This window comes from Streptomyces sp. CBMA29, assembly GCF_014596445.1.
Taxonomy (GTDB): Bacteria; Actinomycetota; Actinomycetes; order Streptomycetales; family Streptomycetaceae; genus Actinacidiphila.
Genome location: NZ_MECL01000095.1, coordinates 1 through 24454, shown reverse-complemented (window position 1 = coordinate 24454; position 24454 = coordinate 1). Strand labels below are relative to the sequence as shown.

Below are 24454 nucleotides of genomic sequence, written 5' to 3'. Positions count from 1 at the left end.
GGCCGGGCGGACGACGACGGCCGGGCGCAGGACCAGGACCAGGACCGGGCACAAGGCTCGGTGGAAGGTCCGACGGAAGGCCGGGTGGAAGGCCGAGAAGGCGACGAGCGGGGCCGCATGGCCTCGCTCGCGGCCACGACCGCGCGCGGGGCGCGCGGAATACGCAGCGGGGCGCGCTACGGCGGCAGGAAGGCGAAAGCGAGCATGGGCTCGGTCGCCGAGCGGCTGATCGAGGTCGCCCCGCGCATCCCGGTCCGTGACCTGGCGACGCTGCGGGGGCAGTTTCCCGGTCTCGGCCCCGAGGACATCGCGGACCGGCTCATCGCCACCGCGGTGAAGGGCACCATGACCGTCGGCGCCGGTGTGGGCGCCGCCGCGATGCTGCCCGCCCCGCCGGCGATGCCGGCCGAACTGACCGCCGAGACGCTCGGCGTCGCCGCGGTCGAGTTCAAACTGATCGCGGAACTGCACGAGGTCTACGGACTGCGTGTCCCGGGCAACTCCAGGGAGCGCGCGACCGCGTATCTGTGGTCCTGGACCGAACAGCGCGGTATCGATGTGCTGAAACTCTCCACGGTCAACGTGGCCCTGGGCAGCAGCATGAAGAGGGAGATGCGCCAGCGGCTGCTGCGCCGCACGCTGCGCAATATGCCGACGCTGACGCCGTTCATGATCGGCGCGGCCGTCGGCGCGTTGATGAACCGGCGCGACACCCGCAAGCTCGCCCAGCGGATCCGCGACGACCTGCGCGCCGCCCAGCTTCCGTGGCCCGAGCTGCCCGCCGTCGGCGCACCGGCCGACGCGGCCCTGACCGGCACGCTGTGGCAGCCGCCCGCCATCGAGCCCTGACCGGCCGCGGGCGCCCCCGCAGGGGCCGCCCGGCACCGTCCGGCCCGACCGGTCCTACTGGGGCGCCTTCACCGCGTTGAGCGCCTCCGCCAGCCGCTTCGGCGAACGCGTCGACAGGTAGACGTACGGCGTCGGGTCGGCCGGATCGGTCACGTCGACCTTCAGCGCCGTCGGCACGTACGAGCGCATCAGCATGTACGCCCGCGGGTCGGCCTTGTGGGAGCGCCAGGCCACCGTCTCCGCCGGGTCGAGCACGGTCGCCTCGCCCAGCGCCGCCAGCGGGATCCTGGCCTTGCCGGCCACCAGCGAGCCCGCCACCACCCGGATCCGCGCGGACCCGTACGAGCTGACCGCCATCATGGCGCCGGCCGCGCCGGCCGCAAGACCGGCCAGCATCGGCAGCGGGCCGAACGGGAAGAGGATCAGCGCCATCGCCACACCCACCCCTGCGGCCATGAACCACCAGGAGCGCGGCACGGTGAGACGTTCGTCGTAAGGCTGCATGGCACCAGACTGCCATGCGGTCGTGTGCTATCTGCCGCGCAGGCGCGCCAGCGCACGGGTGACCCTCGGCGGAGCCTGCCGCAGCCCGGTGGCGAGCTGCTTCGCCCAGTCGGAGGCCGCCGTCGGCGCCACCGCGTCCAGCACGGCGGTCGAGCGGGCGCCGCCGCCCACCAGATAGCGCGGCAGCGGGTGCCGGGCGGTCAGCGCCTTGCGCACCGCGAGGGCCACCGGGCGCGGCCCCGGCAGGTCGCGGCTGCCGCGCAGCACGTCCCCGGCCGCCGCGTACTGCTCCTGGTACGCCGACGCCCGCTCGTCGGGCAGCAGCCCGGCGCCGGTCTCCCAGATGCCGGTGCCGTAGGAGCCCGGCTCGATCAGCGAGACGTGCACGCCGAACGGAGCCGTCTCCATCCGCAGCGCGTCCGTCACCGACTCCAGGCCGCGCTTGCTCGCGCAGTACCAGCCGAGCATCGGCAGCGACACCCGCCCGGCGATCGACGACACGTTGACGATCCGGCCCGCCCGCCGGTCCCGCATCGCGGGCAGCACCAGGCGGGCGATCCGCGCGGGCGCGACCAGATTGGTCTCCAGCTGGCGCCGTACCTGCTCGTCGTCCACGTCCTCCACCGCGCCCGGCTGCGCGAACCCCGCGTTGTTGACCACCGCCCACGGCCCGCCGTCGGTCATCGTGGCGATCTCGGTGAACGCCCGGACGCAGGACGTCGCGTCGGCCACGTCGAGCACCGCGGTGCGCACCGCCGCGCCCGTGCGGTCGACCGCCGCGCGCAGCGCCCGCGCGTCCCGGTCGTTGCGGACCGTGCCGATCACGTCGAAGCCGCAGTGCGCCAGCTCCAGCGTGATGGCACGGCCGATGCCGCGTCCGGCTCCGGTGACGACGACGGACTGGCCTACTCCTGGGGACATGCGCGCGCTCCGGTGCTACCAGATGACAACGGGGGGACTGCGGGGGCGGTACGAGGGTGCTACGGGGGGCGGTCTCCGCCGGCCACCGGGCGGCTCCCCCGGGACCAACGGACACCGGCAGGGAAAGGATCCCGCGGAAGGGTAGGGTCTCGGGCGTGAGTGGAGCGAACACACCCAGAAGCGCCGGACGGTCGTCGTTGACGCCGCCGCCCGACGCCACCGCGCCCACGCGGCACCCGGACGCCCCGGCGCCGGGCGAGCTGCTCGGGGCGCACTACGACCAGTGCTTCGGCTGCGGCGAGGGCCTGCCCCACGGGCTGCACCTGGCGGCGAGGGCGGGCGAGGGCGTCAGCGTCACCGCCGAGTTCACCGTCAAGCCCGCCCACCAGGGCGCGCCGGGCCTCGCCCACGGCGGGGTGCTGGTCACCGCGCTGGACGAGACGCTGGGCTCGGTCAACTGGATGCTGCGCGCCATCGCCGTCACGGGACGGCTGGAGTCGGACTTCCTGCTCCCGGTCCCGGTCGGCGCCACGCTGTATCTGTCGGCGCGCTGCACCGCGGTCGCCGGACGCAAGATCTACAGCTCGGCCGAGGGCCGGATCGGCGGCCACGACGGGCCGGTCGCGGTGCGCGCGGAGGCGCTGTTCGTCGAGGTCAAGCTCGACCACTTCACGCAGAACGGCCGCGCGGAGGAGATCCGCGCGGCGATGTCGGACCCCGACCAGGTGAAGGTCGCCCGCGCCTTCGAGGTGAACCCATGAGCCGTGAGCCGCTGCGCCTCGTCAGCGAGGTGAACCCGTGAGCACAGAGCGACAGCCGGTGGACGTACTGCTGCACCGGCTCGACGAGTCCGTGCCCGTACCGTCCTACGGGCATCCCGGTGACGCGGGCGCGGACCTGACCACCACGCTGGCGGCGGACCTCGCGCCCGGTGAGCGCGCGGTCCTGCCCACCGGGGTGTCGATCGCCCTGCCCGACGGGTACGCGGCCTTCGTGCATCCCCGCTCGGGGCTGGCCGCGCGCTGCGGTGTGGCCCTGGTGAATGCCCCGGGAACGGTGGATGCCGGGTACCGTGGAGAGATCAAGGTGATCGTCGTCAACCTCGATCCGCGCGAGACCGTGCGGTTCGAAAAGGGTGACCGGATCGCCCAACTGGTCGTCCAGCAGGTCGAGCGGGTCCGTTTCCATGAGGTGGCGGAGCTGCCCGGCTCTGCCAGGGCCGCGGGGGGCTTCGGCTCCACGGGGGGTCATGCCGCGGTGGAGACGCCGTCGGCCGACACGTCCAGAGTCGGATTCGCATCGGTCGTTGCAGACCGGGAAGGACAGTGACCGTGTTCCGTCGTCGCAAGGAGCGCGAAGACGACCTCGACGAGCTCGACGAGGCCGCAGGCCCTGACGAGCAGGTCGAGGACGCCGAGGAGTCGGACGACTCCGGTGAGTCCCTCCGGTACAACCTTCCGCCCGCCCCGAGGCCCGACGGCCCGTGGGACCTGAGCGAGGTCAGTGAGCCCGGCGAGGGCCGCGTCGACCTCGGCGGACTGTTCGTGCCCGGAGTCGAGGGCATGGAGCTGCGGGTCGAGGTCGCGGGCGAGTCCATCGTCGCCGCGACCGTGGTGCTGCGGGACAGCGCCGTGCAGCTCCAGGCGTTCGCCGCCCCCAAGTCCGAGGGCATCTGGGGCGAGGTCCGCGAGGAGATCGCCTCCGGTATCACCCAGCAGGGCGGCATCGTCGACGAGCTGGAGGGCCCGCTCGGCTGGGAGCTGCGGGCCCAGGTGCCCGTCCAGCTCCCGGACGGCACCAACGGCGTGCAGCTCGTGCGGTTCATCGGCTGCGACGGCCCGCGCTGGTTCCTGCGCGGGGTGATCTCCGGCCAGGGCGCGGTGCAGCCCGCCGCCGCCGGTGTGCTGGAGTCCGTCTTCCGCGACACCGTGGTGCTGCGCGGCGACACCCCGATGGCGCCGCGCGACCCGATCGTGCTGAAGCTGCCGAACGACGCGCAGATGGTGCCGGACGGCGCCGCGCCGTCCGAGCAGGGCGAGCCGTCGAAGTTCGGCGACGGAATCGACCCGCTGCGCCGCGGCCCGGAGATCACCGAGCTGCACTGAGCCGTCGCTCCGCGTACGCGCCGTTCGCGGCCTTACGGCGGCCCCTCCTGGCCTTTCGCGGCCTGTCGTGGCCCGGACCCGTCTCCACGGGTCCGGGCCACGGCGTTTGCGCGTACCGTACGGATACGCGACGGCCGTACGGTGGCCGGCGCGCCGCGGGCGGGGGCCGGGCAGGGGACGCGGCCAGGACGGGGAGGACGCATGAGCGAGGGGTCCACGGGACGCGCGGCGACGGCGGTCGCGGACGGTCCGCCGTCCGGGGACATGGTCGTCGTCGAGGATCTGCGCCGCACCTACGGCAGCGGCGACACCGCCGTGCATGCCCTGCGCGGTGTCTCGTTCTCCGTCCCGCGCGGCGAACTCGTCGCGCTCAAGGGCCGTTCGGGCTCGGGCAAGACCACGATCCTCAACCTCGTGGGCGGTCTCGACAGCCCCGACGGCGGCCGGATCATGCTCGACGGCACCGATCTGGCCTCGCTCGGCGACGACGACCTGCTCGCCCTGCGCCGGGACCGTATCGGCTTCGTCTTCCAGTCCTTCGGGCTGCTCCCCATCCTCAGCGCCGCCGAGAACGTGGGCGTGCCCATGCGGCTGCGCAAGACCCCGCCGCGCGAGCGCGAGGAGCGCGTCGAACTCCTCCTGGCCCTCGTCGGCCTCGCCGACCACGCCGCCCAGCGCCCCGGCGAACTCTCCGGCGGACAGCAGCAACGGGTCGCCATCGCCCGCGCCCTCGCCAACCGCCCCGTCCTGCTCATCGCCGACGAGCCCACCGGGCAGCTCGACGCCGAGACGGGCCTGGCCGTCATGGAGTTGCTGCGCGCGGTCGTCCGCAGCGAGTCCGTCACCGCCCTCGTCGCCACCCACGACACGCAGCTCCTCGCCCTGGCCGACCGCGTCCTGGAACTGCGCGACGGGCAGATCGTCCCGGCCACGGACTGAGGCGGCGCCGAGGTACGGAGCGGGCCGCTCCGGGACAGGCTGGTACGGGTCAGGCCGCTCCGGCCAGCAGTGAGGCGGCGTCGGCGAGGACGAGACCGGCCGCCCCGCGGACCTCGGCGCCGTCCCCGAGGCCGCCGGTGACGATCTCCAGGCCCTCCGCGGCGGAGGGAAGGGTGTGGCGGCGGACACCGGCCCGGATGGGTTCGAGGATGTCGGCGCCCGCGGCGGCGAGGTCGCCGCCGACCACGATCAGGCGCGGGTTGAGGAGGGTGACGAGCGTGCCGAGCGCGCGGCCGACGGCGTCTCCCGCGTCGCGGACGGCGCGCAGGGCGCCGGTGTTGCGGTCGCGGATGAGGGCGGGGAGGTCGCGGGGGGCGACGGTCTCGCCCCAACTGTCGGACAGCAGGCGGGCGATGGCGACGGGGCTGGCGACGGTCTCCAGGCAACCGCGGTTGCCGCAGCGGCAGATGAGGCCGTCGGTGACGAGCGGGAGATGGCCGATCTCCCCGGCGAGGCCCCGTGAGCCGAGCAGGAGGCGGCCGTCGCTGACGATGCCCGCGCCGATTCCGGCGGAGAGCCGGACGTAGACCATGTCGCCCGCCTGCCGCCCGGCGCCGTACATGCGCTCGGCGAGGGCGCCGGCGTTGGCGTCGTTGGTGACGCGGACCGGCAGCGAGGTGCGGTGCCGCAGTTCGTCGGTGAGGCGCAGGCCGACCCAGCCGGGCATGATGCCCTCGGCGCCGAGGGCGCCGCTGCCCTTCTCGACCGGGGAGGCGATTCCGGCGCCGATGCCGAGGACGCGTTCGCGGGCGACGCCGGTCTCCTGGAGGGCCCGGCCGACGAGGACGGCGACCAGGTCGAGGGTCTCCTGCGGGGCGCGGTCCACGTCCTTGGCGACCCAGTGCTCCCACAGGACGGCGCCGAACAGGTCGCAGAGGATGACGCGTACGTGCTGGTGGCCGATGTCCGCGCCGATGGCGTAACCGGAGCTGGGGACCAGCGAGAGGGACTGGGCGGGCCGTCCGGTGCGGCGGGGCTCGGGTTCCTCGGGGCCCTCGTCCTCGGTGACCAGGCCGACGGTGATGAGGTCGGCGATCAGCGAGGAGACGGTGGCCCTGGACAGGCCGGTGACGCGGACGAGTTCGGGCCTGCTGCTGCGGGCGGTGGTGTGCAGTGCCTCAAGAACCCGGAGCCTGCCGACCTCGCGGAGATTGACTGGAGTGTCGATCACTGCCCCCCGGATGTGTGACGTCTCGGCAACCGCACGGTGCCCTGTTGCCGTCGCCGACGTCAAGAGCCTTGACTTATGCCGAAGTTCAGGCAGAAACTCGCGAACTGTTCTATCCGGCGCCGTGAGTTTCAGTCGATGCCGGATGAATAACGATTCACGGCCCGTACCAGGAGCGGCATTCCGCCAGGAGGACGTACGTGACGACGACACCACCCCCGGTCCCCGCGCTGCGGATCGGCATGGTCGGCCATGCGTTCATGGGCGCGGCGCACTCCCACGCCTGGCGCACCGCGGGCCGCTTCTTCGACCTGCCGGTGCGGCTCGAACTCACCGCCGTCTGCGGCCGGTCGGAGCAGCGGGCGGCGTCGGCCGCCGAGCGGTACGGCTGGCAGTCGTACGAGACCGACTGGCGGGCGCTGGTGGCGCGGCCCGACATCGACGTGGTGGACATCTGCACGCCGGGCGACAGCCACGCGCAGATCGCGCAGGCGGCGCTCGCCGCGGGCAAGCACGTGATGTGCGAGAAGCCGCTGGCCAATTCGGTGGCGGAGGCCGAGGCCATGGTCGACGCGGCGCACAAGGCCCGGCAGGCCGGGGTGCGTTCGATGGTGGCCTTCAACTACCGCAGGGTGCCCGCGCTGGTGCTGGCGCGGCGGCTGGTCGAGGAGGGCAGGCTGGGCACGATCCACCAGGTGCGGGCGCAGTACCTCCAGGACTGGCTGGTCGACCCGGAGTTCCCGCTGGCCTGGCGGCTGCGCAAGGACCGTGCCGGGTCAGGGGCGTTGGGCGATCTCGGCGCGCACAGCATCGACGCGGCGCAGTATCTGACGGGTCAGCGGATCAGCTCGGTCGGCGCGCTGCTGGAGACCTTCGTGACCGAGCGCCCGCTGCCGGAGTCGGCGAGCGGCCTGTCGGGCAAGGGCGGTTCCGAGCGCGGCCGGGTCACGGTGGACGACGCGGCGCTGTTCACCGCGCGGTTCGACGGCGGCGCGATCGGTGTGTTCGAGGCGACCCGTTTCGCCACCGGGCACAAGAACGCCATGCGGATCGAGGTCAGCGGCTCGCGCGGCACGCTCGCCTTCGACGCCGAGTCGATGAACGAACTGGCCTTCCACGACCGTTCCGAGGACCCGGACACCGCCGGTTTCCGCCGCGTCCTGGTCACCGAGCCCACCCACCCCTACCTTGACGCGTGGTGGCCGCCGGGCCATCTGATCGGCTACGAGCACTCCTTCACGCACCAGGTGCGCGATTTCGCCGAGGCGGTGGCGGGCGGTACGGATCCGCGGCCGTCGTTCGCCGACGGGCTCCAGGTGCAGCGGGTGCTGGCGGCCGTGGAGACCAGTGCGGCGGCCCTCGGCGTGCACATCCCGGTGCCCGCCGCCCCTCGGTCCTGAAGCCCCTTCTGCCGAGGCCCTGTTCCGCACCGAGACACCTCGCCGACTCGCTGATCCCTGGAGGACGCACATGGCCCGACCCGTCACGCTCTTCACCGGCCAGTTCGCCGACCTGCCCTTCACCGAGGTGTGCGCGCTCGCCTCGCGGTGGGGGTACGACGGCCTGGAGATCGCCTGCTGGGGTGACCACTTCGACGTGGAGGCGGCGCTCGGCGACGACGCGTATCTGCCGCGACTGCGCGACACCCTGGACAAGCACGGGCTCAAGAGCTGGACCATCTCCTGCCATCTGACCAGCCAGGCGGTCTGCGACCATCCGATCGACGAGCGGCACCGCGGCATCCTGCCCGCCCGTATCTGGGGCGACGGCTCACCCGAGGGGGTGCGGGAGCGGGCCGCGGAGGAGATCAAGAACACCGCGCGGGCCGCCGCGGCCTTCGGTGTGGACACCGTGGTCGGTTTCACCGGTTCGTCGATCTGGCACACGGTGGCGATGTTCCCGCCGGTGCCGCAGGAGATGGTCGACCGCGGATTCGCGGACTTCGCCGACCGCTGGAATCCGATCCTGGACGTCTTCGACGAGGTCGGGGTCCGGTACGCGCACGAGGTGCACCCGGGCGAGATCGCGTACGACTACTGGACGACCGTGCGGACCCTGGAGGCGATCGGGCACCGCCCGGCCTTCGGGCTCAACTTCGACCCCAGCCACTTCGTGTGGCAGGACCTCGACCCGGTCGGCTTCCTGTACGACTTCCGCGACCGTATCTACCACGTGGACTGCAAGGAGTCGGTCAAGCAGTTCAACGGCCGCAACGGGCGGCTCGGTTCGCATCTGCCGTGGGGCGACCCGCGGCGCGGCTGGGACTTCGTGTCGACCGGGCACGGCGACGTGCCGTGGGAGCCGGTCTTCCGGATGCTCAACAGCATCGGGTACGAGGGGCCGGTCTCGGTGGAGTGGGAGGACGCGGGGATGGACCGGATGACGGGCGCGCCCGCCGCGCTCGCGCACGTACGGGCGCTGGCCGCGATCGAGCCGCCCGCGGCCTCCTTCGACTCGGCGTTCAGCTCATCCTCATGAACGTCTGGGATCGTCGCTGACGTCCTGCGGCTCCTCCCGGCGGGCCCGGTCCTGACAGGCTGGCCGGCCGGGCGGCGCTCGGCGCGCCGTCCTCCGCAGCGGGGGGACGGCGCGCCGCTGCATGTCAGCCGCCGACCGCGATCGAGAACAGGTGCATGGCGACCTGGTGGTCGACCTGCGTCCTGCTCACGTTCGGCAGGGTGATCGCCTGGACGGTCTTGCCGGGCAGCAGGTCCACGGTGGCCGCGGAGATGTGCACGGTCTGCTGCTGCTGTCCGCCGCCGTTGTTGAGGTAGGGCGTGCTGGCGGCGAAGTCGCTGCCCTGCGACGGTGATCCGGCCCACCAGTCGGACAGGGCCAGCGCGTAGGTCTGCGTGGTCCCGTCGGTGTAGACGATGGTGCCGGTGCCGGAGGTGGCGCCGAAGGCGCTGGTGCCGACAAAGCCCAGCTTGGTTCCGCTGCCGGTGATCTCGACGGCCTGGCCGCCCGCCACGGCGTTGTCCGGGGCCCCGGTGCCCGCGGTGGCGGGCCAGGGGTAGGACACCCCGTCGTGGTCGGTGTTCCGGCCCGCGTGCCAGCCCAGGGCGGCGAGCGCCTGGAGCGAGAAGCTGGCGCCCTCGCCGTCCAGGCTGCCGGTCGTGGTGTGGGCGTCGTCGCTGATGCCGGAGTTGTTGTAGGCGGCGGTCAGTGACGCGTACGGCACGGTGACGGGTGCCTGGGCGGTCTCCTCCCCTGAGGGGGTGACGACGGCGGCGTCGAGGGTGAAGTTGTCCGGGTCCGCACCGGCCGGGACGGTCACCTGCCAGGTGGTGGTGGCCTTCTGGCCCGCGCCGACGCTGTCGAAGGCCGCCGGGCCGGTGGCCGTGGCCGTCCAGCCCGCCGGGGTGGCGAGCGTGACCGACACATTCCGCACGGCGGACGCGCCGCCGTTGGTGTACGTGGTGGTCGCGGTCAGGGTGCTGCCCGCCTCGGCGATCGGCGGCGCCTTGAGCGTGAGGGTGCCGCGGACCACCACCGGGGTGGAGCCGGTGACGCCGCCCACGGTCGCCGAGACGGTGGCGACGCCGTCGGCCACGGCGTGCACCAGGCCGTCCTTGTCGACGGTCGCGACGGCCGGGTCACTGCTGTGGTACGTGACCTTGGCGGTGGACAGGTCGACGAAGGACTGGTCGTTGTTGACGGCCTCCACGACGTTGTCCGCGGTGACGGACAGGTCGCGCTGTTCCTTCGCCGGGTTCGTGTCGTCCTTGATCCACTTGTTCTTGCCGGTGAGCGGGAAGGTCTGGCCCGCGTCGTGGACGACGCTCTCGGGCTGCACGGTGACGTACCGCACCTTGGGGGTCAGTGTGCCGCTGATCTTCACGCTCGCGGTGCCCGCCGGGTGGGCGGAGTCCGGGCCGAGCCGGAAGGCGTAGGTGCCGTTGTAGACGGTCTGCCGGGAGCTCCCGGCGTCCCAGAAGGACAGGTCCGCGGCCTTGACGGTGATCGTCAGGTGCTGGCTCCTGCCGGGCCCCAGCACCTTGGTCTTGGCGAAGCCCGCCAGCCGCTTGGCGGGCAGTTCCACGCCGGGGACGGCGAAGGGGGTCGCCGCGTAGAGCTGCGCGACCGTGGCGCCCGCCGTCTTGCCGGTGTTGGTGACGTCCACGCCGATCTTCACGGTGCCGTCCGGCGTGATCCGTGTCTTGTTGGCACTGACCGAGGTGAAGGAGAAGGAGCTGTAGCTGAGCCCGTAGCCGAAGGGGTACGTGGGGGCGCCGGTGAAGTACTGGTACGTACGGCCGAGGCCGCCGGTGGCGCTCGGGGTCAGTCCGTAGTCCTGCTTGTCGGGGAGCTGCGAATCGTCCTTGTACCAGGTGAAGTTGAGGTGCCCTGACGGGTTGACGTCGCCGAAGAGCACATGGGCGAGCGCGGTGCCCTGCGACTGGCCGTTGTAGCCGCTGAAGACGATCGAGGAGACCGGTGAGCCGGCGGCGGTCTCCTTCTGGATGTCCACCGGGCCGTCGGACTGGATGACCAGGGCGAGCTTGTCGGTGCCGAGCGCCGACGTCTGGTCGATCAGCGACTGGTAATTGCCGGGCATGGCGAGGTTGTCGCGGTCGTTGCCCTCGTCGCCGTTGGCCTGGGTGGTGCCGACGAACAGCACCACGAGGTCGGCGGCCTTGATGTCGGCCCTGGTCTTGTCGGAGAGCACCGCGGCGCCGGTGCCCGTGGACGAGGTGCCCGCCGCGTCGTAGACCACGGAGGCCGTGGGGTCGATCGCGTGGATCTCGTTCTGGATGCCGCGTAGCGGGCTGGTCCGGTAGGTCGGGTCACCCGAGTACAGGCCGAGCGTCGCGGTGTCGGCCAGGTCGCCGAGGACGACGACCTTCTTGGTGGCGGCGGGGTCGGCGGGCAGCAGCTTGCCGCCGCCCGAGGCCCGCTTGTCGTTCTTCAGCAGCACCAGGGAGCTGTCGGCGACGGTGGTGGCGAGCGCCTGGTGGGCCGGGCTCTCGATCTGGTCCTTGGTGATGTTCGTGTACGACACCGCGCTCGCCGGGTCGAACTCGCCGGTCTCCATGCGGATGGTGAAGACCTTCACCAGGGCGGTGTCGATCACGCCCTCGCTGAGCGCGCCCGCCTCGACGGCCTCCTGGATGTTGGCGGTGGTCGCCTCGTCACCCGTGCAGTTGAGGTCGGTACCGGCCCGCAGCGCGTACGCCTGGCCGCCGGCCTGCCCGGACATCGTCGTGCCGGTGGCGGTCTCGGTCCACGTCGGGTCGTCCTTGTGGTCGGTGGTCCAGCCGGGTGGCGCCCAGTCGTGACCGCCGGGGAACTGCCGCCAGTTGGTGCCGACCGCGCCGCAGTCGGAGGTGATGTAGCCGTTGAACCCGTAGGTGCGCTGGGCGAGTTGGCTGGTGGTGTAGGTGTCCGAGACCGACGGGGTGCCGTTGATCGCGTTGTACGACGTCATGAGCCCGGACACGTGCGCGTCCTCGATCAGCGAGCGGAACTGCGCGGTGTAGTAGTCGCGCAGGTCGGTGTCGTCGACGTCCGAGCTGATGCCGGTGCGGTTGTCCTCGACGTTGTTGAGCGCGTAGTGCTTGGCGGTGGAGGCGACCTTCAGATAGCCGGTCTTCGAGGTGCCGTCGGGGTTGTTGCCCTGGTAGCCGTCGACGAACTGGCCGGCCATCCGCCCGACGAAGTACGGGTCCTCGCCGAACGCCTCGTCGGTCCTGCCCCAGCGCGGGTCGCGGTCGAGGTTGACCGTCGGCGCCCAGTAGGTCAGCGAACCGTAGTCGTCGGCGGACGGGCCGAGGTTGTTCTGGCCGGTGCCGAAGAGCGACTTGTCGACGAAACCGCGCACCTCGTCGGAGATCGCGGTGCTCTCCTGGTAGAGCAGCGCCGGGTCCCAGGACATGGACGAGGCGAAGTTGGTCGGGAAGCTGGTGGCGTGGACGCCGCCCTGCGCCCCGCCGTTGTTCTGGTTGGCCCCGAGGGTGTTGACGCCGTGCTGGCCCTCGCTCCAGTACGTGTACTGCTGGACGCCCAGCCGGGGGATGGCGGGGCCGCTGTTGGTGCTGAGCTGCTGGACCTTCTCCTGCGAGGTCATCCTCGACACCAGGTCGGCGGCCCGCTCCTGGAAGGAGTGGTGGGTGTCGAGGTAGACCGGGGTGGCGGCGACCGCCTCCTGTGGGGTGTTCGCCGCCGCGCTCGGGCCGAATCCCGCCGTCAGACCGATCGCACACGCCATGGCGCAGACCGCGGCCAGTCCCGCGCGTCGGCGCTTTCGCTCGTCCATCCTGCCTCCGTCGTCATCGAGCAGCATCGAGCAGGTGCCGGCACTGACTTCGGTGCAAGTCCGAAGGAAGTCCGGGTCTCGCGTCATCAGTTGGGCAGTGTGTTGCCATCTTTGACGCAGCGTCAAGACAAAGAACGCGATCGGACCGGCATTTTTTGACTTCTCACTGCAAAAAGCGGGACGCGGGTGGTTCGCCAGCGGCGCCCGCGCCCCGCCCGGTCAGGGCCGCTCGCGCCCGCGCAGCCGCGGGGTGAACGTGGCGTGGAAGATGGTCGACGCGGCGCCCACGGCGGCGGCCTCGGCGCTCAGCACCGAGCGCTCCACCTCGACCCGGCGCAGCCTGCGGGCGGTGGGGAATTCGTTGACGGCGCGGCCGATCTCGTCCAGGTAGAAGCCGGCGACGTCGTCGGTGAAGAACGGGCCGCCGAGCACGATGAGGTCGATGTCCAGCAGGTCGACCAGGCCGAGCGCGCCGCGTCCGACGGCGCCCGCCACCTCGCGCAGCGCGGCCGTCGCGGCCGGGTCACCGGCCGCCGCGGCCCGGCCGACCTCCCGGTAGGCGGCGGTGCTGCCGCGGGCGGCGTCGGCGGCGGGCAGGCCGCGGCGGACCGCGAAGTCGGTCACGGAGACCGGCGGATTGCACTCGGGCAGCAGTTCGGGCCGCCCGTCGGCGTCCACCCGCCCCAGCGCGATGGCGCAGAGCTGCCCGAACTCACCGGCGTTGGCGCTGACGCCCCGGTAGAGGTCACCGTTGAGGTAGAGCCCGGAGCCGACGCCCGTACCGAGGTAGAGGTACGCGAAGTCGCGGGCTCTGCGGTCGCGGCCGATCCACCGCTCCCCCGCCGCCGCGGCCAGCGAGTCCTTCTCGATGATCACCGGGCACGGGAAGTGGTCCTTGAGCAGATAGAGCAGCGGCAGGTCGTTCCAGGCCGACAGCAGCGGCGGGCCGAGCACCGTACCGGAGGCGATGTCGACCGGGCCCGGCACCGCGACGCCGATGCCGAGGAAGCCGTCCTCGCGGACCGCGCCGCCCGCCTTCCGCAGCGTCTCGCGGCCCAGCTCGACCACCTGCGCGACGAATTCGGCCGGGTCGATGTCGGCGCTCACCGGCCGGGTGCGGGTGCAGACGATCGCGCCGTCGAGGTCGATGACGACGGCGGTCAGCACCTCGGGGTCGATGTGCAGGCCGAGCGCGTGCGCGGCGGTGCCGCTGAGCCGCACCGGGGTGCGGGGCTTGCCCGAGGTGGCGCGCCGCTGCGCGTCCTCGACGAGGATGCCGCGGTCGAGCAGCGAGCGGGCGATCCGGGAGACCGACTGCTGGGTGAGTCCGGTGCGGTGGGCGATCTCGCCGCGGGTGATGGTGCCGGACAGCCGGACGGTCTCGATCACCACGCACTCGTTGAAGGAGCCGAGGTCGATCTGGTTGACACCGCTGAACGAGGGCGGGTGTGCGACGGCCTCGGGGGTGTGCGGGGCGCGCAGGTGGCCCGCGACGTTCTCGCGCAGCCAGCGGACCGGGCCCGGCGCGCCCGCGGTCTGCCGTTCCAGCGCGGCGACGAGGTCGAGGTAGACCCGCCGGGAGGACTCGGGGTGGCTGGTGCTGTCCAGGGCGATCATGGCGCGCAGGAAGCCGTGCCAGGTGGAACGGGCCGGGAGCTGGTGGAAGGTCACCGGCGTGGTGCCGGGCGGGGGTGCGGAGATCCGGCCGGTCTCCCAGAGGGTGATCGCGTGCAGGGCGATGTCCGGGTGGTGTCCGGCCGCCGCGGCGAGGTAGCCGGTGAGGCCGGGCGGCGGCGGGCCGCCGGGGTCAGGGGCCACGGCCAGGCGCATCGCGTCGAGGGCCCGGCCGAGGCCGGCCAGGACGTCCTCGCCGATGACGGTGGCCGCGGGTCCCTGCGCCGGGGCGGCGGCGCGGGTACCGGCGAGCAGGACGGCGCCGCGCGCGTCGGCGTACAGGCCCATCACCCACACGTCGGTGCCGGGCAGCGGCGGTCTGGTCGGTACGTGCGGGGCGGGTGCCGTCTCGTCCGCGGTGAGCTGCCAGCGGCGTCTGATCGCGGCCACCGTGGCGTGGGACAGGCCCAGTTCGCGGGCGATGGCCCGGCTGGCGCCGCTGCCGCCGGGCGCGAGCAGCGCGCGGGTGACCACCTCGGCCTCGTCCACGGTGGCGGGTCTGCCGGTGCGGGGCCGCTGTTCGAGACCGCGCAGCCCCGCGCTCTGCCAGCGGTGCCGCCAACTGCCCACGGTCTGCCGGGAGACGCCGAGCCGCCGGGAGATCTCGGCGTCCCGCAGCCCTTCGGCGGCGAGCAGGACGACCCGGGCGCGGGTGGCGAGCGGACCGTCGCCCGCGGCCCACTGGCGCAGCAGGTCGCGCGTCCGCGCGTCCGGCGGTCCCGGCGGGCGCTGCTCGTCGGGGAAGGCCGGCAACGCCTCGTCCCGCGAGGGCACTTCGGAGAGCGGCGAGTGGGGTGTTTCAGGCAACGCGGCCCTCCTGGCCTTCGCGGGGGCGGACCAGCCGCAGGGTGAGCACCTGGAACGGGCGCAGCGTCAGCGGGGTGCGCCCGTCGTCGTGCGGGTGGTCGGCGAGCCGTTCCTCCAGCAGGTCCGTCTCCTGGACGGCCGTCGCGGGGAAGCCCGCGGTCAGGACGGCACGGGCCCGCCCGCCGCGCGACTCGTACAGCCGGACCACGACGTCGCCGCTGCGGTCGTCGGCGAGTTTGACCGTCTCGACCACGACGTCGGGGTGGTCGACGGCGACCAGCGGGGTCGTTGACGCTACGTCAGAAGCGGTGCCGGGAAGGGGATCGGCGCCGCCGACCGGGCCGGGGCGCAGCGGCAGGTGCAGCGCGTAGCCCTCGCAGATGGCGTCGTCCACGTCGGCGCCGGGCCGCAGCCGGTGCCGGAAGCGCTGGAGTCCGCGGTCGGCGTGCGGGTCGGGGCTGCGCGGGGCACGCAGCAGTGTGCTGCGCACGACGGTGGTGGTGCCGCCGTCCGCACGGGTGTGCCGTGTCACGTCGTAGCCGTACGTCGAGTCCCCTGCGAGCGCGACGCCCCAGCCGTGCTCGCCGACGTGGATCCAGCGGTGCGCGACCGACTCCTGGCGGGCCGCGTCCCCGTCGGTGTTCTCGTGGGTGGGGCGCGCGACGTGGCCGAACTGCGTTTCCGCGCGGCTGTGTTCGGCGTGTACGTCCAGCGGCCAGGCGGCCTTGAGCACGGTGTCCTGCTCGCGCCAGTCGACCTCGGTGTCGACGGTCAGCGCGTGGCTGCCCGCGGTGAGCGTCAACTCCTGCACCACGGTGGAGCGTCCGGTGCCGCGCAGTATCCGCAGCCGGGCCAGCAGCGGTCCCGCGGCGGTGACCTCCACCTGGTCGGCCCGGTCCAGATCGCGGGACCCGGCCGCCGGGGCGTAGCGCGCCGCGCTCCACCCGCCTGGCTCGTCGCGGTGCAGTTGGAGCAGATTGCCCGCCGCGCCGGGCGCGATGGCCTCGCGTCCGGCGCCGAGGTCGGCGGCGGACCGCACCAGACCGGCCGCGTCGACCCGTATCCGCAGCAGCCCGTTGTCCAGGACGTGGCCGCCGTCCGAGCCCGCCGTCACGGTGACCGGCGCGAGGTCGCCGAGCGCGATGCCCGCGGGGCCCGAGCCGTGCGCCGGGGCCTGCGCGAGGACCGCGAACCGGCCGTCGGACAGGGGCTGAGCGGTACCGGATTGTGCGGTACCGGGCTGTGCGGCGCCGGTAGGAAAAGTGCCGGTCTGAAGCGTGCCGGTCTGAAGCGTGCCGGGTGCCGGGCCGTCCTCCGGTGCGAGGACGACGACCTCGCGGCGGGCCCGCGGCCCCGCGTTGAGCACGGTCGCGCCGTCCGGGTCACCGACCGCCCGCCGGATCAGCCGTTCCAGCCTGCGCGTCACGTCCCGGTGGGTCTGCTCGGCCTCCTCGTGCGCCCAGGCGATCGACGTGCCGGGCAGGATGTCGTGGCACTGCTGGAGCAGCACCTTCTTCCACAGCCGCTCCAACTCCTCGTAGGGGTACGGGATCGCGTGCCGTACGGCGGCGGTCGCCGACCACAGCTCGGCCTCGTGCAGCAGCGCCTCGCTGCGCCGGTTGCCGCGCTTGGTGCGGGCCTGACTGGTGTACGTGCCCAGGTGCGGCGCGAGGTCGAGCTCGCCGCGCCAGACGGGGGCGGCCGGATACTCGGCCTGGGCGTCGCGGAAGAAGCGGGCCGGGGCGCCGAGGGCGACGCGCGGCGCGCCGTCGAGGTCGGCCAGGCGGCGGGCGCGCTCCAGCATCGACCGGTCGGGGCCGCCGTCGCCGCGGCCGAAGGGCAGCAGGGAGCGGGTCGCGTGGCCCTTGTCGGCGAAGCCGTCCACGGACCGTACGAGATCGCCGCCGGTCAGCGCCTGGCCCTCGGTTCCGTGATCGCTGTCGGTCCCGGCCGGAGCGAGGTGCGCGAAGAGCCTCGTGCCGTCCAGGCCCTCCCAGCGGAAGGTGTGGTGCGGCAGCGCGGAGCCGCGGCCGGGTTCCGGGCGGCGGCCGAGGAACCAGCGGGCGCCCGCGAGCGCGGCGAGCTGCGGGAAGGCCGCGGACGCGCCGGAGGCACCGGGCAGCCACACACCGTCGGTCTCGGTGCCCAACTCATCGCGGAAGAACCGCCGTCCGTGCACGAGCTGGCGCACCAGCGCCTCGCCGCCGGGCAGTTCGGTGTCGGCCTCCACCCACATACCGCCGACCGGCGCCCAGTTGCCGTCCGCGACCGCCTTGCGGATCCGCTCGAAGACATGCGGCTGGTGGTCCTTCATCCAGGCGTAGTGCTGCGCGCTGGAGGCGGCGACGACCAGTTCGGGGTACTCGTCGGCGAGCGCGGCCATCGTGCTGAAGGCGCGGGCGCACTTGCGGACCGTCTCACGCACCGGCCACAGCCGGGCGGAGCCGGTGTGCGCGTGGCCGACGGCGGTCACGGTGTGCGCGGACTCGTGGGCGCGCCGGGCGAGCACGCCGGTCAGCAGCGTACGGGCGTATCCGGCGGTGCGGCCGACGGCCCGCGGATCGACGGCGTCCAGGGCGCGTTCCAGCGCGAGCCGGATCTCGTGCCTGCGCGGCTGCTGTTCGGGCAGGGCGCGCATCAGCCCTTCGAGGGTGTGCACGTCGTGGATGAGCTGCCAGACGTCCTCGTCGCGCACGGCGAGGTCGGCGCGGCGCAGCCGGTACAGGAGGGTGTCGCCCGCGGTGGCCGGGTCGCCGTAGCGGGTGCCCGCGCCGCTGCCCGCCGCGATGTGCGGGTTGGCGGCGGCCTCGACCAGCAGCCGTACGGACGAGCCGCCGGTGGCGGACCCGGCGATCAGGACGGCGCCGAGGCCGGGGCGCAGGCCCTGGAGCGGGATGCCGTGCGCGTCGTGCACCAGGCCCTCGGCCGGGCCGACGAAGGCCCCCGCCCCGGTCCCGTCCCCGGTCCCGTCCCCGCCCCCGGCTCCCGTCCAGGTCCTGTCGCCGGGTCCCGAGCCGAGGTCGAACAGCGCCTCGACCCGCCGCCCCGCCCAGCGCTCCGGCACGGTGGCGTGGACGCTGAACCAGGTGGTCGCCCAGGGGCGCCCCCACGCCTCGCCGACGGCGAACGGCGCGTAGTCCGCGCGCAGCGCGACCTCCGCGGGGACGGGCTCGCCCGCGATGTGCCAGGCGCCGACGTCCATGGGCAGCTTCTGCGGGTAGAGCGCGGGGCGCAGCCGTTCGGCGAGGAATGCGGCTATGCGCTCTTCGCCGGACTTCATCCGGTCATGCATCGGCAGCCCTTCCTGTCCAGCCAGTAACCGCCATGTAAAACTATGTGTGTTATCAAGTCAACGCTTCACGCGAATTCCTTCTTCTCGCAGGTGGTGACCTGCGACTATCAAATTGTCAGGCTAATTTGGAACCGAAAAGGGAGTCAGCTGTCAGTTAATTCGCCTGACATCGGGAACGGCAAAAGGCGGCAGGAAGGGCCGTGGCCCTTCCTGCCGCCCGCGAGGGAATTACGGTGTCACGGAATCCACCCGCGCCGGCCGTTCGCAGCCGCTGGTGACCGGCAGCGCCGTCCCGTCGTGCGCGGCGTCCAGCAGTGTCAGCATCACGTCCAGTACGTGCTGGGCGAGTTCGGCCGACGCCAGGTGCGGGCGTCCGGCGGCGACGGCGGCGGCGAGGTCCGCGAGGCCGGTGCCGCGCCCCGCGCCGCGGTATCCGGCCGAGACCGGCAGCGGCTGCCACGTACCGTCGGTGAACAACTCGACCCGGCCGTCGAAGCCGTTGGGGTCGGGGACGGACAGCGAGCCCTCGGTGCCGTACACCTCGATCCGCGGCAGCCGGGCGGCGTGGATGTCGAAGCTCATGATCAGCGTCGTGAGGGCGCCGCCTTCGTGCTGGAGGACGCCGGTGACATGGGTGTCGACCTCGACGGGGAAGCGCGCTCCGGCGCGCGGGCCGCTGCCGACGGCGCGTTCGGCGCGCGGGGTGGCGACGGCGCCGGTGACCTTGACGACCGGGCCCAGCAGATGGACCAGCGCGGACAGGTAGTACGGGCCCATGTCGAGCAGCGGGCCGCCGCCGGGCCGGTAGTAGAACTCCGGGTCCGGGTGCCAGGCTTCGTGTCCCGCGGTGGTCATGAAGGCGGTCGCGGCGACGGGCGTGCCGATCAGCCCGTCGTCCACCGCCTTGCGGGCGGTCTGGGTGCCGGTGCCGAGTACGGTGTCGGGCGCGCTGCCGACCCGGACGCCCGCGGCGCGGGCGGCGGCGAGCACGGCGGCGGCCTCCTCGCGGGTGGCGGCGAGCGGCTTCTCGCCGTAGACGTGCTTGCCCGCGGCGACGGCGGCCAGCGCCACTTCGGCGTGCACGGCGGGGACGGTGAGGTTCAGTACGGCGTCCACGTCGTCGCGCGCCACCAACTCCGCGACGCTCGACGCCACTTCGGCGCCCGCGCGCTCGGCGGCCTCCTTGGCCCGGCCGGGGTCGAGGTCGGTGACGGCGGTCAGCCGCAGCCCTTCGAGCCCGGCGATGGTGTCCAGGTACTGGCCGCTGATCTTGCCCGCGCCGACCATGCCGATCCTCAACGGCTCGCCCACAGCAGTCCCCTCTCGGTCAGCGCCCGCACCTCGGGCACGTCGAAGTCGTCGGCCTTGTGCCCGATGGCGGACACGAACACCCGTCCCGCGCCCTGCTTCCTGGTCCACACCACGGGCATCACGACCGGGTGCGCGCGCTCGCCGTCCGGCGGGAAGGCCGTGGTGGCCAGCACGTCGATGTCGGGATCGGTGGCCAGCCAGTACTGCTCGGTGTGCACGTCGAAGTCGCCGATCCCGGCGATCACCGGGTGGTCGGCGCGCTCGGGGCGCACATGGACCCGGTAGTCGAGGAACCCCGCCGGGTGCATGAGGAACTGACCGCCGGTCAGGAACTGGTAGTCGACGTCGCCGCGGAAGGAGTCGACGATCCCGCCGTGCCAGCCCGCGAAGCCGGTGCCCGCCCTGACCGCCTCGGCCAGGCCCCTGGTCTGCTCGCCGCTGATCTCGCCCATCGTCCAGCACTGGACGACGAGGTCGGTGGCGGCCATCAGCTCCCGGTCGGCGTAGACGTCGAGCGACTGCGCGGTCTCGACGGTGAAGCCCTCGTCCTTGAGGAAGGGCAGGAAGAGGTCGGTGATCGCGACCGGCGCGTGGCCCTCCCAGCCGCCGCGTACCACCAACGCCCTTCGTGCGGACCGCTCCCGGCCGCCCCCGTCCTGGTCGGTTCCCGCTCCGGGTTCACCGGCTCTGATCGGATTCGTCACGGGCGTTGCACGCTCCCATCGGTGTTGCGCAGCAGGGCCCAGCGGTCGTGGGCCAGAGGTTCGGGCACGGGGTGACGGCGGGCGGCGGCCTCGTCGAAGTCCACTCCGTGGCCCGGGGTGTCACGGGGTACGAGGCCGCCCGCGGTCGCGGTGACCGTGCCGGGGAACACCTCGTGGACCGGCGGCCTGAAGACCGCGGCCTCCTGGACGCCGAAGGCGTGGCTGGAGATGTCCATGGCCAAGGTGGCGGCCTGGGCGACCGGGCTGACGTCGGCGGGGCCGTGCGGCGCGAGCCGGACGCCGCGCAGTTCGCAGAAGGCCGCGATCTTGCGTGCGGGGGTCAGGCCGCCGAGGGTGGGGACGCGGATCCGGGCGAAGTCGATGTCGGGGCCGTCCAGCAGGGCGGTGAACTGGGCGGTGTCGTGGAAGAGTTCGCCGACCGCGAGCGGTACGGGCGAGGCGTCGTGCAGCCGCTTGAAGTGCCGGGCGTCCTCGGGCGCGAGCAGATCCTCCACGAAGTACAGTCCCGCGTCCTCGACTCTGCGCAGGAAGTCCCTGGCCTGCCGGGGGTCGAGCCGTTCGTGCACGTCGTGCAGCAACTCGACGTCGTCGCCGACGAGTTCGCGCACGCGGGTGAGCACACCCGGCACGTACCGCAGATAGCCCGCGCTGTCCCAGGGCGCGCGCCGCTCGCGTACCGCGTCGGCGTCCGCGGTGCCGCCGCCGGAGGCGCCGTAGGTGTCGGCGCCCGGCACGGCGGCCTGGATCCGGACGTGCCGGTAGCCGCGTTCCCTCGCGGCCTGGACCTTGTCGGCGATCTCGGCGGCGTCGCGGCCGTCGACGTGCGTGTACGCCTCGGCGAAGGCCCGGACCTTGCCACCGAAGAGCGAGTGCAGGGGTGCGCCGAGGCGCTTGGCCTTGAGGTCCCACAGGGCGACGTCGATGCCGCCGAGCGCGTTGCCGGTGACCGAACCGCCGCGCCAGTAGGCGCTGTTGAGGACCAGCCGGTGGATGTCCTCGATGTCGTCGGGGTCCCGCCCGGTCAGCAGCGGGGCAAGGTAGTCGTCGAGCACCGAGCGGACGGCCAGCGTGCGCTGGGGATCGCTGGCGCAGCCGAGGCCGTAGAGCCCCGGTTCGCCGGTCTCGACGCGGACGATGAGATGGGGGCACCCGTGGGGGGCGGTCAGAAAGGTGCGAACGGCCGTGATGCGGATCTTGGCGCCGCGCTCGTCGACCCAGGGGGCCGGGGCGAGCGGTGCGGGGCCGGCATCAGGCAATGCCATACGAACTCCCACGTACAGGTAGCGGAATGACGTACCGGTATCCGAACGTAGAGAGGACATTCCGATTTTGTCAACGACTTTGACAAACTCGCAACGACGGTAACCCCGGCCACGCGGGACACACAAGGGGTCGGCCCGCCCCCGCGGACCGGACGGTCCGTCAGTGCTGGCCCAGCCGTTTGAGCAGGGTGCTCAGCGACTGCGCGGCCTCGGTGACCGCCTGCGCGACCTCCTCGACCCGCGCGTCGTCCATCCGGCTCTTGGGCGCCGAGCAACTGATCGCGTCCTCCCCCTGGCCGCCGCCGAGCGCGACCGCGACGCAGCGGATGTCGACGGAATTCTCGCCGTCGTCGGCCGCCCAGCCGCGCAGTCGCGCCTCGGCCAACTGGGCCAGGAACGCGTCGGGGTCGACCACCGTGGTCGGGGTCATCCGCTCCAGCGGCCAGTCCAGCCGCCGCTGCACCTCGGCGTGGTCGTACTGCGAGAGCACCGCCTTGCCGAGCGCCGTGGCGTGCGCGGGGAGCCTGCGACCGACCGCGGAGTACATCCGCAGCGCGTGCCGCGACTCGCGTTTGGCCAGGTAGACGACGTGCGTACCGTCGAGCCTGCCCAGGTGCACGGCCTCGCCGGTCTCCTCGGCCAGCGCGTCGAGCACCGGCCCCGCCAGGCTGGTGACGTCGTCGCCCTCCAGGTAGGCGGTGCCCGTCAACAGCGCCTTGAGACCGAGGCTGTAACGCGTCCCCGAAGGGTCGAGATCCACCCACCGGCGCGCCTGCATCGTGCGCAGGATGGCGTGCAGGCTGCTCTTCGGCACCGCCATCGCCGTCGCCATCTCCGCCAGCGAGAGCCGGGCGCCGTCCGCGCCGAGCAGTTCGAGCACTTCCAGCACCCGAGCTGCGGACTTCACCTCTTCGGGCTTCCGCCCGCGCGCCGCTTGTGCCACCGATTCCACCGATTCCACCGATCCTCCGCTCCCCGCCGCCGATGCACGACGCATAAGAGTGCCCACTCCCATCGCGGCGTGCGTCTTGACGCTATATCAAACACGACCCTAAGTTCAGTCACTCCAACGTCATTCGGTCTTCTGAACGGTCGAATCCTAGGTAGGGGCCATGAACACACCATTCGCACGTTTTACCCCGAAGACGAGACTCGCCGCAGCCGCTGTGGCCACCGTCCTCTCGCTGAGCCCGCTGGCCGCCTGCGGCGGCGGCTCGTCCGGATCGGGGGACAGCACGTCGCTGGAGATGTGGACCTTCAAGCAGTCGCACGTCGCCGGACTGCGCAACGCGGCGGCCGAGTTCACGAAGCAGACCGGCATCACCGTCAAGGTCGAGGCGTACGGACCGGACGACGCGTACACCACCAAGGTGCAGGCCGCCGCCAAGACCCACGACCTGCCCGATGTGCTGGAGACCCACTCCGACGGCGAGGACCTGGTGCTCGGCGCCACCGGCATAGCCAAGGACATCGCGGGCGACGTCGACGCCGCCTGGAGCGGCCTGTACCAGAAGGGCGTCCAGATCTCGGGCACCGTCACGGACGCGAAGTACACCGAGTCCAAGCCCGCCGACTCCAAGACGCACGGCGTGAGCAAGGGCCAGCGTTTCAGCGTGCCCTTCACCTCCGGGACCTTCGGCATCGTCATGGCCAACAAGAAGATGCTGGCCGCCGCCGGGATCACCAAGGCCCCCGCGAACTGGGACGAGTTCCTGGCCGACCTGAAGGCCACCACCACCAAGGACCCGAAGAACGGCGGGGTCAGCCTCGGTCTGAAGGTCAAGGCGACCGGTCTGACCTGGGTCCTCCAGCCGCTGGCCTTCGCCCAGTTGGGCAAGGAGAAGTACCAGGCGCTGTTCGGCAAGGACGCCTCCGCGGACTTCTCCTCCGCCGACGGCACCAAGGTCCTCACCCAGTACGCGGGGCTCCAGCCGTACTGGATGCCCGGCACCCAGACCCTCGACATCGACGCGGCCGACCAGGCGTTCGCCCAGGGCAAGTCGGCCTTCGACATCGGCGGCACCTTCACGCTGGCCTTCCTCCAGCAGAACGGCATGAACCCCGACGACGTGATGGCCTTCGGCCTGCCCTCGCCGAGCGACGGCGCGGTGCCCGACCGGGCGCTCGGCCCGCTGGCGCTCACCGGTCTGACGGTCACCTCCACCAGCAAGCACCCGGACAACGCCGCGAAGTGGATGAAGTTCCTGGCGCGGCCCGACATCGCCTCGAAGTTCGCCAAGGACGCCACCGACGTGCCCGCCACCGAACTCGGCGCGGACGCCGCCTCGGTGATGGGCCCGACGCTCGCCGACATGCTGAAGACCTTCGTCGGCACGCCGGAGACCACCTATGACCCGAGCGACAACACCTTCCGGCCGCCGACGTACGACCAGGACTCGATGGGTGAGGTGCTGGCCGACCTGACGCCGCTGAAGCAGAAGAGCGTGGACCAGACCGGCAAGGCGATGGCCAAGCTCGACAACTCCTTCTGGGCGACGTCCAAGTGACCACCGCACCCCGTCCCACGCTCACGCGGACGCCCGCCGCCGGCCGGGGAGGCGATCCCCGGCCGGCCGCGCGC

At 72.7% G+C, this 24454-nt stretch carries 18 protein-coding genes; 8 read left to right on the top strand and 10 right to left on the bottom strand.

Annotated elements, in window-relative coordinates; genetic code table 11:
* Positions 1 to 84: 84 nt before the first annotated feature.
* On the top strand, positions 85 to 849 hold the full coding sequence (locus BGM09_RS14775; RefSeq protein ID WP_411158305.1) for a hypothetical protein: 765 nt from the start codon (positions 85 to 87) through the stop codon (positions 847 to 849).
* A 54-nt stretch (positions 850 to 903) separates the two neighbouring features.
* Here BGM09_RS14775 and BGM09_RS14770 read toward each other — a convergent pair whose 3' ends face one another.
* Positions 904 to 1353: a DUF3093 domain-containing protein gene (locus BGM09_RS14770; protein WP_188282022.1), complete on the bottom strand. Its 450-nt coding sequence runs from the start codon at positions 1351 to 1353 to the stop codon at positions 904 to 906.
* A 27-nt stretch (positions 1354 to 1380) separates the two neighbouring features.
* Entirely contained in the window at positions 1381 to 2274 is an 894-nt protein-coding gene (locus BGM09_RS14765) for an SDR family oxidoreductase (protein WP_188282021.1), read from the bottom strand.
* Between the two features lie 155 nt (positions 2275 to 2429).
* Between BGM09_RS14765 and BGM09_RS14760 the strand changes: the two genes are divergently transcribed.
* The 4 genes from BGM09_RS14760 (at position 2430) to BGM09_RS14745 (ending at position 5318) form a co-directional block, all read left to right on the top strand.
* Entirely contained in the window at positions 2430 to 3035 is a 606-nt protein-coding gene (locus BGM09_RS14760; RefSeq protein ID WP_188282020.1) for a PaaI family thioesterase, read from the top strand.
* A gap of 37 nt (positions 3036 to 3072) precedes the next feature.
* Positions 3073 to 3603, top strand: coding sequence for a dUTP diphosphatase (gene dut / locus BGM09_RS14755; RefSeq protein WP_188282019.1), 531 nt, complete (start codon positions 3073 to 3075; stop codon positions 3601 to 3603).
* 2 nt (positions 3604 to 3605) lie between these two features.
* Entirely contained in the window at positions 3606 to 4379 is a 774-nt protein-coding gene (locus tag BGM09_RS14750; protein WP_188282018.1) for a DUF3710 domain-containing protein, read from the top strand.
* A 201-nt stretch (positions 4380 to 4580) separates the two neighbouring features.
* Positions 4581 to 5318 (top strand): ABC transporter ATP-binding protein, encoded by a 738-nt coding sequence (locus tag BGM09_RS14745; RefSeq protein WP_188282017.1) that lies wholly within the window; start codon positions 4581 to 4583, stop codon positions 5316 to 5318.
* 49 nt (positions 5319 to 5367) lie between these two features.
* On the opposite strand, the gene BGM09_RS14740 is transcribed toward BGM09_RS14745, so the two are convergent.
* Complete coding sequence (locus BGM09_RS14740; protein ID WP_188282016.1) at positions 5368 to 6549, bottom strand: ROK family protein; 1182 nt, start codon at positions 6547 to 6549, stop codon at positions 5368 to 5370.
* Between the two features lie 239 nt (positions 6550 to 6788).
* On the opposite strand from BGM09_RS14740, the gene BGM09_RS14735 reads away from it, so the two are divergent.
* Entirely contained in the window at positions 6789 to 7946 is a 1158-nt protein-coding gene (locus tag BGM09_RS14735; RefSeq protein WP_188282040.1) for a Gfo/Idh/MocA family protein, read from the top strand.
* A gap of 70 nt (positions 7947 to 8016) precedes the next feature.
* The gene (locus BGM09_RS14730) at positions 8017 to 9024 is read left to right on the top strand and encodes a sugar phosphate isomerase/epimerase family protein (RefSeq protein ID WP_188282015.1); all 1008 of its coding nucleotides are present in this window, start codon (positions 8017 to 8019) and stop codon (positions 9022 to 9024) included.
* 124 nt (positions 9025 to 9148) lie between these two features.
* Here BGM09_RS14730 and BGM09_RS14725 read toward each other — a convergent pair whose 3' ends face one another.
* From BGM09_RS14725 to BGM09_RS14695, 7 genes are all read right to left on the bottom strand, one after another.
* Positions 9149 to 12802, bottom strand: coding sequence for a glycoside hydrolase family 3 C-terminal domain-containing protein (locus tag BGM09_RS14725; protein WP_223186948.1), 3654 nt, complete (start codon positions 12800 to 12802; stop codon positions 9149 to 9151).
* A 219-nt stretch (positions 12803 to 13021) separates the two neighbouring features.
* A complete protein-coding gene (locus BGM09_RS14720) occupies positions 13022 to 15283 on the bottom strand; it encodes an ROK family protein (protein ID WP_223186946.1) in 2262 nt (753 codons plus the stop codon).
* Positions 15276 to 18575, bottom strand: coding sequence for an alpha-mannosidase (locus tag BGM09_RS14715; RefSeq protein ID WP_188282014.1), 3300 nt, complete (start codon positions 18573 to 18575; stop codon positions 15276 to 15278). Before BGM09_RS14715 ends, BGM09_RS14720 begins: the two co-directional genes overlap by 8 nt.
* Before the next feature lie 228 nt (positions 18576 to 18803).
* Entirely contained in the window at positions 18804 to 19886 is a 1083-nt protein-coding gene (locus BGM09_RS14710; protein ID WP_188282013.1) for a Gfo/Idh/MocA family protein, read from the bottom strand.
* Positions 19871 to 20506 (bottom strand): ThuA domain-containing protein, encoded by a 636-nt coding sequence (locus BGM09_RS14705; RefSeq protein ID WP_223186950.1) that lies wholly within the window; start codon positions 20504 to 20506, stop codon positions 19871 to 19873. Before BGM09_RS14705 ends, BGM09_RS14710 begins: the two co-directional genes overlap by 16 nt.
* Positions 20507 to 20586: 80 nt before the next feature.
* A complete protein-coding gene (locus BGM09_RS14700) occupies positions 20587 to 21873 on the bottom strand; it encodes an enolase C-terminal domain-like protein (RefSeq protein ID WP_188282012.1) in 1287 nt (428 codons plus the stop codon).
* Between the two features lie 160 nt (positions 21874 to 22033).
* Positions 22034 to 22834 (bottom strand): IclR family transcriptional regulator, encoded by an 801-nt coding sequence (locus BGM09_RS14695; protein WP_317452703.1) that lies wholly within the window; start codon positions 22832 to 22834, stop codon positions 22034 to 22036.
* Positions 22835 to 22985: 151 nt separating this feature from the next.
* On the opposite strand from BGM09_RS14695, the gene BGM09_RS14690 reads away from it, so the two are divergent.
* Positions 22986 to 24380, top strand: a complete 1395-nt coding sequence (locus BGM09_RS14690) for an ABC transporter substrate-binding protein (RefSeq protein WP_188282011.1) — start codon at positions 22986 to 22988, stop codon at positions 24378 to 24380.
* Positions 24381 to 24454 lie beyond the last annotated feature (74 nt).